The 4,342-nt window shown below is 58.1% G+C and carries 2 protein-coding genes; both read right to left on the bottom strand.

Annotated features, from left to right (window positions below; all coding sequences use genetic code 11):
* On the bottom strand, positions 1-2,491 hold a 2,491-nt coding region (locus tag IFO71_RS22390), incomplete at its 3' end, for an RHS repeat protein (protein WP_192031700.1).
* 596 nt (positions 2,492-3,087) lie between these two features.
* Positions 3,088-4,342, bottom strand: a 1,255-nt coding sequence (locus IFO71_RS21265; RefSeq protein ID WP_192031699.1) for an RHS repeat domain-containing protein, incomplete at its 5' end; no start/stop codon positions are given.

The raw sequence follows: 4,342 nt of genomic DNA, 5'->3' as shown, positions 1-4,342 counted from the left end.
TGGCCAGATTCTTGGCCGCGTCGTAGCCGTAGCTAAAGGTGGTGCCGTCGATCGCGGTGTAGCTCGCCTTCTGGCCGTTCGGGTAGTAGCTGTAGCGATAGGTCCAGGTGAAGTCGCCGTAGTCGACCGCTTCCTGGGTTTTGCGCAGTAGCACATCGTAGATGTATTGGCCCGAGGTGATGCCGTCGTCGTAGCCGGTCAGCACATTGCGGTCGTTGTAGCTGAAACTCACCGTCTTGTGCGGGCTGCTCTCACCGGCGTGCGTGTACTGGACGGTCGTGCGGCGCCCGGCATCGTCGTAGACATAGGTCGCCTTCTGGCCTCGCGCATCACGCTTTTCGATCAGGTTGCCGGCCGCATCGTAGGCGTAGCGGTGGGTCTGACCCATCGGCCGCGCTTCAGTCAGAGTGCGGTTGAGGCGATCGTAGCTGAAACGGTGGGTGTTGTTGTTGGCATCGGTCAGGCTGAGCAGATTGTCACGATCGTCGTAGCTGTAGCGGGTCACGCCATTGAGCGCATCGGTGGTGCTGGTCAGACGGTTGCGGGCATCGTAGGTAAACGTTGAACTTCGGTTCGCTGCATCAATTCCCTCGATCGTATTGCCGACGGCATCAAAGCGGGTCTGAGTGCGGGTGCGCTGGGTGCCTTGGGCATTGGCAAACACCTCGGTCTGCTCGTGCACCCGATCGCGCAGGTCGTACTTCATCTCCCGGCTAAAGGTCGGATACTCGATGCGGATCGGCTGGTACAGATCGCCGGCATGGGTCAGGGCGCCACTGCTGGGGTCAGCACTCAGATCGGGGTAGACATAGCGCGTGACATTGTTGTTGCCATCGCTGATCGTGCTCAGCCGATTGAAACGGTCGTAGCTGTAGCGGGTCTTCTTGTCCGACTCGTCTTCTTCTTCGATCCGGTTGCCGGCACGGTCATAGGCGGTGCTGCGCTCGCCGCCCAGGGCGTCAACGGTGCGGATCAGCCGGTTGGCGGCATCGTAGTGATACACCATTTCGGTGGCCGCCTCGCCGAGCTGGGCAGGCGGGAAGATCGTCTTTATCCGGTTGCCGACCGCGTCGTACTCGTAACGTGTGGTGCGGCCCAGTGGATCGGTCTGGCTCAGCAGGTTGCCGGCAGCATCAAAGGTCTGGGTCCAGCGCTTGCCTCGGGCATCGATGCGGGTACGGGCATTGCCCATGGCATCGAAGTCTTCGAAGCGGGTTTCGCCGGCTTCGGCATCGGTGATCTTGGTGATATTGCCGGCCTCGTCGTAGGCGTAGCCGGTGCTCGCGGCGGCGGTGTCGGCATCGGCCTCGGTGGTGATGCTGACGAGCCGGTTCTGCGCATCATAGGCATAGCGCGTGCGGCGCTCGGCCGGGCTGCCTTTGGCTTCGATGGTGAGGCTGCGCAGGCCAGCGCCGATATAGCTGTGCTCGGTGAGCGTGCCGCGCTCGTCGGTCTCGCTCAGCACATTCGAGGTGGCGACGTGGTAGCTGGTCCGGGTTCGCGTGCCATCCGGATAGACCACGCCGGTCGGGTTGTCGAACTCGTCGTAGTCGTAGGTGGTGCGCCGGCCACGGTAATCCTCGTGGATGCGCTTGTTGCCATCGCGATAGACCTTGAGCACGGTAATGCCATTGACATCGCGACGCACCAGTTCACGATCACGATCGGTCCAGGTTTCGGTGATCTCCTGCAGATCGCCGTTTTCGCGGGTGATCTTCAGGTAGTACTGTTTGGGGCCGCTGAGGTATTCGAAGGCGTAGCGAGTGATGGCGCCGTCCGGGCCGGTCAGGGTCCGGGTGCGGCCGGTGCCGCTCAAGCTCAGGGTGGTGGCGCGTTGCAGCGGGTCGATCAGCTTGCTCAGCTTGCCGCCGCTGTACTCATAACGCCACACCTGGCCGCGCACATCGGTGACTTCGCTGAGCAAGCCGCCGGCATAGCGATAGCTCACCTCACGACCCGAGTAATCGCTGACCTTGCTCAGCTGCACGCCGGACCAGGTCAGGTTCAGCACGGTGCGGCCATTACGGTCGCTGACCGAGCTGAGCTGCTCGCCGCTGTAGTTCAAGCTGACAGCGTCGCCACGGCGATTGCCAAACTGCAGGGCGCGGCCATCGCTGGCGTAGTCGACCCAGTTGCCATCGCGATCGGCCCAGCGCCAGCCGCCGCCGTTCTTGGCAATGGTCATCCGCGCATCGAAGCGAAACAGGCTGCCATCCGAAGCGATCTTTTCGTATTCGTCCCCTGCCCGATCAATCCGCAGCACGCTGCCGTCCAGATCATCCAGGGTGAACTTCAGCTTGGCCCAGGCCGGCGTGAACTGCCAGGCATTGCGCTCGTAGTTGCGCGACCACGACACCATTCCGCCCGGCACTTTAACGGAGAGATCCACCACCGACGTGCGGTAGCTGCCGTCGGTGGGGTCGACCGCGGCGTGAGTCGGTGTGCTAAGCGTGAGCAGGAGCAGACTTAGCAAGAGGGTTAGACGGGACATGGTTTGCTCTCAACGACTGCAAGTCGGGTTCATTCTTCCTCGAGCGGCCGGGCCGCGTGAGGGGATCGTCCTAGCAACATCCCACTCCTGCGAGACTTGTGATAACCGACATTAGAGCCAGTGTAAAGCATGCGCTCGCGGCTCCGAGAGTGGCCGCCCGCATAAGAATGCTCGGTGCTAATCTAAATGCCCAAAACATCAATAAGCACCACCATCCCAACGTTGCCAGCAAGGAAAGAGAATCAGCAAAGAATGTTTGCCGCCATAAACTTTCAGAAAAGCCGGGCCATTGAACTAGAAACACGTCGACACCCAAGTGCAACAACGCGATTGCAGCTGGCAAGCCAAATGCGAGTAGCAACCTCCTAGAAAACATCAGCTTGCTGGCCACTTTTCCGATCGACAGAACAGCTGCAAAAATAAGAATCACCGGGATAGCCCAGGCCGCACAGTTCAATAATACGACTTGACTCGGCAGATCAGGATCGCGCAAAGAAAGCCCTCGCCAAGCCATCACGAGGACCCAAGCCGAATAGACACAGCCCCAAACTACACAAGAAAAACGAAAGCTAGCACTCGGTTTTTGATGCGCTTCCTTAGTAGGCACCGAATGATTTTCCGATACATTTTCGACCATTCTCCCGGGCCTGCTCCAGCAACTGATTCCAATGCAGTATATCCTCTACTTTTTCACACTCCGGCCTGTCGCAATCTTTCTTTCTTTGTTTGCGCATTTCTCTTCTGAGGTCATCCAACATCGCGCTTGCCTGACTTTCATTCAGCGCTGACCCCCCCAAGCCCGTGTAATACGCAGTCTTGTGGCCCTTTGACTCAAAGAAATCTTGAAGCTCGTTATCAAACTTTATGCATGAGCAACGTTTGTCGATGGGCACTTGATTACTGCCAGACCAGTATGGCTCGAACGCGGAATTCTGACCCTTGCGAAATCGCTTAATCCATTTTGTCGGAGATGGAATGTCGTTCCAGTCTGGAGGATAGGGACCGACGCATGGAAAATTGAAATAAAATTTGTATTCCCAGTGTGATCCATTGAGGCCGCAGATCTCCTGCGCGTACACGCCGAAGAGCCCTAACGGGTCGATCATTCGCGTGGGGCTAGCTGCAGAATATATGTACATGTTCGGACCATCGGATAACCCAGACGGGTCAAGCTGATAGAACCTGCCCGTTCTCGGCTCAACTACTCTGAATAGCGCTTCCAACGCCGAGATTTCCGGTGCCATCAAAAGGCCGGAAAAGCCGAACACGTTCCCGGCATACTCCCCAAACTCACTAAATCTAGTAGACGAAAATGAACTCCCCGTCTTGCTCAACACAAGCCTCTCGTTCGGTTCACTGAAATACAACGTCACGTCACTTCCAACTTTAGATCCGATTCGACCGGTTCCCCAGAACGAACTCGGCTCAAAGATTACTACGCTAGCAGTCAGTGAATCAGAAGCTGCCCACATCCCGGCAAATGCAAGCCCTTCTTCCGAGTAAAACGCATAATCGCTCGTTCGGCCTCCCGCCGCCGGATACAGCGTCTTCCACAGCCTCCGCCCAAACGGATCGTAGTAGTACTCGGCGACGAGGTTGCCTGCGGCATCGCGCACTTCACTCATGCGCTCTTCGCTGTTGTAGGCGTAGCTTTGAATTGGCTGTCCCGTGCTGGGGTCCTGCTTGGCGGTGGTGCTGCCGTTTTCGTTGTATTGATAGGTCGCAAACCCTGAGTACAGCAGTTCGTTGTTCTGGTTGTACTGCCAAGTCTCACCGGGGGTCTGGCGCTGATCGGTCAGGCGGTTGCCGAGCAGGTCGTAGGTGTAGCGGTCGTCGGCGAACGGAAAGGTG

The sequence above is a fragment of the Pseudomarimonas arenosa genome, assembly GCF_014841215.1.
Lineage (GTDB): Bacteria > Pseudomonadota > Gammaproteobacteria > Xanthomonadales > Xanthomonadaceae > Pseudomarimonas > Pseudomarimonas arenosa.
The sequence above is the reverse complement of the archived record's forward strand: the minus strand, read 5'-3'. Positions and strand labels throughout refer to the sequence as shown.